The organism is Actinosynnema sp. NPDC059335 (genome assembly GCF_042752395.1).
In the GTDB taxonomy this organism is placed as follows: Bacteria; Actinomycetota; Actinomycetes; order Mycobacteriales; family Pseudonocardiaceae; genus Actinosynnema.
In genome coordinates, this window is the sequence record NZ_JBHYXZ010000271.1 from 1 (window position 1) to 5,983 (window position 5,983).

Here is a 5,983-nt window from a genome sequence, read left to right on the forward strand (position 1 = left end):
GCACCCCCACCCCGCGGTGGGGGTGCCGGCCCGTTCGTCTCGTCGGGCGGGCGGTGGTCGTTCCGGCGCGGGGAAGTCGTCCGCCTGCCGGTGGTCGGTGGCGATCCGGCGCGGTCACCGGGTCGCCGACGCCGGTTCGGTCAGAGCGCCGTCACAGGGCCTGCTCGGTCCTGCCGGCGGAGGTGCTGGTCGAGGCGCCGCCGAGTCGGCGGGCGGTGTTGACCAGACCTTCCATGCTGAACGCCTGCGGGGTGTTGCCCATGTGGCGGCCGGTGGCCGGGTCGTACTCCTCGCTGAGCAGGCCGACGTCGTTGCGCAGGCCGAGCAGCCGTTCGAACAGCTCCCGGGCCTCGTCGGCGCGGCCGGTGCCGTGCAGCGCGTCGACCAGCCAGAACGTGCAGGCCAGGAACGCGCCTTCGGTGCCCGGCAGGCCGTCGACGCCACCGTCGGCGTCGGTGCGGTAGCGCAGCACGAACCCGTCCTCGCACAACTCGCGCCGCACCGCGTCCACCGTGCCCCGCACGCGCGGGTCGTCCCAGGGCAGGAACCCGACCCTCGGGATCAGCAGGAGCGAGGCGTCCAGCCCTTCCGAGCCGTAGAACTGGGTGAACGTGCCCCGTTCGGCGTCGAAGCCCTGCTCGCACACGTCGGCGTGGATGCGGTCGCGCACCTGCCGCCACCGGTCGACCGGGCCGTCCAACCCGTGGTTCTCCACGGTGTGCACCGCCCGGTCGAGCCCCGCCCAGGCCATGACCTTGGAGTGCACGAAGTGCCGGCGCGGGCCGCGCACCTCCCACAGCCCGTTGTCCGGGTCGTCCCAGTGGCCCTCCAGGTAGTCCAGCAGCGCCCGCTGGAGGTCCCAGGCGGTGTCGCTGGTGTGCAGCCCGGCCTCGCGGGCCAGGTGCAGACCGTCGAGGACCTCGCCCCACACGTCGAGCTGGAACTGGTCGGCCGCGGCGTTGCCGACCCTGACGGGTGACGCGCCCTCGTAACCGGACAGCCACGGCACGGTCTGCTCGGGCAGCCGCCGGCGGCCGTCGATGCCGTACATGATCTGCAGCTTCGCCGGGTCGCCCGCCACCGCCCGCACCAGCCACTCGCGCCAGGCGCGGGCCTCGGCCACGAAACCCGTGCCCAGCAACGCCTGGAGGGTGAACGTGGCGTCGCGCAGCCAGCAGTAGCGGTAGTCCCAGTTGCGCGGGCCGCCCCACTGCTCCGGCAGCGACGTGGTCGCGGCGGCCACGATGCCCCCGGTGGGCGCGTAGGTCAGGGCCTTGAGCGTGACCAGGGCCCGGCGGACCGCCTCCGACCAGGGGCCGTCGTAGGTGCAGCGGCCGATCCAGCCCCTCCAGAAGTCCTCGGTGTCCAGGACGGCCTGCTCGGGGTCGACCGCATGCGGGCGCGGCAGGTGGGAGGCGGTGTGGGTGAGCACGAACGGCACCCGCTGCCCCGCCCGCACCTCGAACTCCGCGGTGGTGGTCAGGTCGTGCCCGTGCACCGGCACGCCGGCCTCCAGCCACACCGAGTCGGGCCCGGCGACCGCGGCCAGCGCGCCGTCGTGGTGGCGCACCCACGGCACGACGCCGCCGTAGTCGAACCGCAGCCGCAGGTCCATGCGCATCGGCACGCTGCCCGACACGCCTTCCACCACCCGCACCAGGTCGGCGGCCTCACCGCGCGGCGGCATGCAGTCGATCACCCGCACCGTGCCGTCCGGTGTGCCCCACTCCGACTCCAGCACCAGCGAGTCGCCCCGGTAGCGGCGGCGGGTGGCCGGGCCGCCGGTCGCCGGGGCGAGCAGCCAGCGGCCCGCGCTCTCGTCGTGCAGCAGCGCGGCGAAGCAGGCCGGCGAGTCGAACGCGGGCAGGCACAGCCAGTCCACGCTGCCGTCCCGGCCCACCAGCGCGGCGGTCTGCAGATCACCCAGCAGGGCGTACTCCTCGATCGGTGACGGCACCGCTCATCGACCGCCTTCCAGCTCGACGACCACCTTCACGCCCTCCGGCCCGGCCTCGAAGGCCTCGGCGAAGGCGTCCAGCGGCACGCGCCTGGTGATCAGGCCGTCCAGCCAGTCCCGGTCCGCCGCCGCCAACGCTTCCGCCGCCTGCCGGTAGTGGCGCAGGTTGGCGTTGACCGAACCGACGACGGCGTTGTTCTCCAACACCATCTCGCGGTTCACGCCACCCGCGTCGATCTCGGACTTCCGGCCGGGCTCCGACACGCCCGTGAGGCAGATGACGCCGTACGGGGAGGTGTTGCGCATGGCGGCGAACACCAGGGAGCCCACACCGGTCGCCTCGATCACCACGTCCGGCTGCAACTTCCCGGCCACCTCCTCGACGTCGCCGTGGTGGTAGGTCGCGCCCAGCCGCTCGACCAACGCCGGTTTCGGCCCGTCGGCGACCCGGTCCAGCACGTGCACCTCCAACCCCTGCTGGACCCCGATCATCGCCGCCAGCAGCCCGATCGGCCCCGCGCCCGTCACCAGCGCCCGCTCCGGCTCGAACCAGGCGCGCTCCCCCACCCGCCGCACCTGCTCCCACGCCTTGGCCACCACCGAGGTCGGCTCCATCAGCACCCCGACCCGTTCCAGCGCCGCGTCGAGCGCGACCGCGTAGTCGGCCTCCACGCACCACAGCCCGGCGCCGTACCCGTCCAGCTCCTTGATGCCGCGCTCGGTGTAGCGGCCGTTGCGGCAGTTGTCGAACTCGCCCCGCGCGCACGCCCCGCACGGCACCGGGTCCGGCCGCCGCACCACCCCCACCACGAGGTCGCCGGCGGAGAATCCGCTGCCCTCCGGGGCGCTCCTCACGCGGCCCAGCGACTCGTGCCCGATGACCAGCCGGTCGCGTCCCGGCGGCGCCCACCCGTACTCCCCGTCGGCGATCTCCCGGTCCGTCCCGCACACCCCCACGACCAAGCCCTCGACCACCAACTCGCCCGGTCGTGGTTCGGGGTCCGGGAGCTCGGTCAACTGCAACGACCCGGCGGCGCCGGGCACGACGGTGAGTGCGCGCATGGTCGGGGACTACCCGTCGGCCCCGCGCCCATGCCTCCGGGAGATCCGCGCGAGCCGGGCCGGGGCGGTCGGCCCTCACGGGGTGCGCACCGCAGCGGTCACGTCGTCGTGCCGCGGTGGCGTCGGTAGTGGCGGGCGGAGCGGGCGCGGTTGCCGCAGCCCGCCGAGCACCACTCCCGGCGGGGGTGGTCCTTGAGGAAGTACAGGACGCAGCCCGGTCCGAGGCAGGCGCGGAGTCGGTGACGGCCGTCCCCGCCGAAGAGGGCGATCGCGTCCTCGGCGATGGCCGAGACGACCGCGGCGACGGCCCGTCCCGCGGTGCGGGTGTGCCGTGAGGGCTCGGGTGTCCAGGACAGGGCGGACCAGCGGGGTGTGTCGGCGGCCGTCTCGTTGAGGACGCTCACGGCCGCGTGGAGCCCGTGCGGGTCGGCGGCCGCCGGGCGCGGGTCCTCGGTGACCTCGGCGGCCAGCCTGCGCAGCGCGTCCCGCAGGGCGACCAGGCGGTCGTGGTCGGCGGCGGTGGGTTCGCCCGGGGCGCTCGAGTGGTCCGTCCGGTGGTGGACGGCGTGCAGCCACGCCGTGACGCCGTCGCGATCGCGCAGCGCGTCGTGCACGCCGTCCCGGTCGGCGAAGAGGGTGTTCATCAGCTCGACCGGCAGCGGCTCACCCAGCAGCGGCGCATCGGTGCCCATGCCGTCGAGGCTAGCGCACTTCTAACGGTTGCCGTGGCCCTCATCCGTTGACACGAGCACGGGCCCGTGCCAGAGTTCTAACGGTTGGACACATAGCTAACCGTCAGAACCGAAGGGGTGGCGCGGCATGTCCGGTTTCCACGCGGGAGAGCTGGCCGTGCAGCGCCGGGCGGGCGTCTCCCAGGACGCGGCACGGCTCTCGGCCATGGTCGCCCCGGCCTCGCTCGGCGCGGGCATGGCGCGGTTCCTGGCCGAACGGACCTTCGCCGCGATCACCGCGCGCGACGGCGCCGGCGCGCTGTGGACCTCCCCGCTCACCGGCCCGCCGGGGTTCCTGCACGTCGACTCGGCGACCACCGTCACGGCGCGGACGTCGCCGGCCGAGGGCGACCCCCTCCACGACCTGCCGGCGGACCAGCCGGTCGGCCTCATCGCGGTCGAGTTCGCGATCCGCCGCCGCCTGCGCCTCAACGGCACGCTGTCCCGCGCCGGGCACGAAGGGCTGCGCGTGGAGGTGGAGCAGGCGTTCGGCAACTGCCCCCAGTACATCCAGGCCCGCCGCCTCCGCGACGCCGCCGCCACGACCCCGGCCGCCGCGCCGGTCCGACGCGGGACGGAACTCACGCCCGACGACGTCGCCCTGATCCGCCGTGCCGACACCTTCTTCGTCGGCACCACCCACCCCACCCGCGGCAACGACGCCTCGCACCGGGGCGGGGCGCCCGGCTTCGTGCGGGTCGAGGGCGGCGGGCTGTGGTGGCCCGACTACCCGGGCAACAACATGTTCACCACCCTCGGCAACATCCACGCCGACCCCGAGACCGCGCTGCTGTTCTGCGACTTCGCCACCGGCCGCACCCTGCACCTGTCCGGTCGGGCCGAGGTCGGGTGGACCGATCCCGGAGCCCCCGGCGACGACGACCGGACCGGGCGCCGCGTCCGCTTCACCCCGGGGCACGTGGTCGCCGGCCGGCTGCTGCCGCTGCGCGCCGACTCCGTGTCGCCGTCCCCGCACAACCCGCCGCTCGCCGGCCGGTGACGGCTGGACCTCCGTCAGCGCGAGGACGTCCGACGCCACCACTTGTCGGCTTCCACCACGCCGTAGGCGACCACGGCCAGCGCCACCACGGCCGCCCAGTCGCGCCACCCGATCGGCGCGGTGTGGAAGAGGGCGTTCATCGCCGGCAGGTAGGTGAACACCAACTGGAGGCCGACGGTGACGGCGACGCCGACCAGCAGCCACGGGTTGCGCCGGAGACCCACGTGCGGGCGGAGGTCGCGCAGCGACCGGCAGTTGAACAGGTAGGCGACCTGGGCCGCCACGAACACGTTGACCGCGACGGTGCGCGCCTCGTTCAAGGTGCCGCCGTGCAGGTGGAAGGCCGCGAACGACCCGGCCAGCAGCACGGCCGACACGAGCAGGATGCGCTGCACCAGCGCCCCGGTCAGCAGGGGCAGCGACGGCGGCAGCGGCGGGCGGCGCATGACGTTCGGCTCGCGCGGCTCGAAGGCCAGGGTCAGGCCGAGCGCCACGGCGGTGGTCATGTTGATCCAGAGGATCTGCACGGGCAGGATCGGCAACGCCGTGCCGAGCAGGATCGCGGTGAGGATGACCAGGCCCTCGGCCATGTTCGTCGGCAGCGTCCAGATGATGAACTTGCGCAGGTTGTCGAAGACCGCGCGCCCCTCCTCCACCGCGGCGCGGATGGAGGAGAAGTTGTCGTCGGTGAGCACCATGTCGGCCGCCTGCTTGGCGACCTCCGTGCCGCCGCGGCCCATCGCGACGCCGATGTCGGCCCGCCGCAGCGCGGGCGCGTCGTTGACGCCGTCACCGGTCATGGCGACCACGTGCCCGGCCGCCTGGATCCGCTTGACCAGCCTCAGCTTCTCCTCGGGCGAGACGCGGGCGTGCACGGCGTCGTCGGGCAGGGAGAAGTGGGCGGCGATGGCGCGGGCGGTGCCGAGGTGGTCGCCGGTGATCATGCGGACCTCGATGCCCGCCTCCCGGCACGCGCGGACCGCTTCGACGGCCTCGGGCCGGGGCGGGTCGTGCATGGCCTGGAACCCGAGCGGCACGGCGCCGTGCAGGGCCTCCTCGGTCAACGGCACGTCCTCGGGCACGTGCGCCCGCGCGAACGCGAGCACGCGCAGCCCGCGACCGGCCAGCTCGTCGGGGGGGGGGGGGGGGGGTGTGGGGGGGGAGCCCGCCGCACGCCCCCACCCCCCCCCGGAGTGGTAGTAGACCCCCGGGTGTGGGGTGGGGCGGTGAACC

5 protein-coding genes are annotated in these 5,983 nt (G+C 74.5%); 1 reads left to right on the forward strand and 4 read right to left on the reverse strand.

All coding sequences use genetic code 11. From position 1 onward, the window contains the following. Window positions 1–151: 151 nt before the first annotated feature. From ACFXGA_RS39235 to ACFXGA_RS39245, 3 genes are all read right to left on the reverse strand, one after another. Window positions 152–1,957, reverse strand: a complete 1,806-nt coding sequence (locus ACFXGA_RS39235; RefSeq protein WP_378097975.1) for a glycoside hydrolase family 15 protein — start codon at window positions 1,955–1,957, stop codon at window positions 152–154. Between the two features lie 3 nt (window positions 1,958–1,960). Further along, entirely contained in the window at window positions 1,961–3,019 is a 1,059-nt protein-coding gene (locus ACFXGA_RS39240) for a glucose 1-dehydrogenase (protein ID WP_378097978.1), read from the reverse strand. A 98-nt stretch (window positions 3,020–3,117) separates the two neighbouring features. Beyond that, on the reverse strand, window positions 3,118–3,711 hold the full coding sequence (locus tag ACFXGA_RS39245; protein ID WP_378097981.1) for a CGNR zinc finger domain-containing protein: 594 nt from the start codon (window positions 3,709–3,711) through the stop codon (window positions 3,118–3,120). Window positions 3,712–3,838: 127 nt separating this feature from the next. Here ACFXGA_RS39245 and ACFXGA_RS39250 point away from each other — a divergent pair, with 127 nt between their 5' ends. Further along, the gene (locus tag ACFXGA_RS39250; protein WP_378097984.1) at window positions 3,839–4,750 is read left to right on the forward strand and encodes a pyridoxamine 5'-phosphate oxidase family protein; all 912 of its coding nucleotides are present in this window, start codon (window positions 3,839–3,841) and stop codon (window positions 4,748–4,750) included. Between the two features lie 14 nt (window positions 4,751–4,764). Here the strand turns inward: ACFXGA_RS39250 and ACFXGA_RS39255 are convergent. Further along, on the reverse strand, window positions 4,765–5,983 hold a 1,219-nt coding region (locus tag ACFXGA_RS39255; RefSeq protein WP_378097987.1), incomplete at its 5' end, for an HAD-IC family P-type ATPase.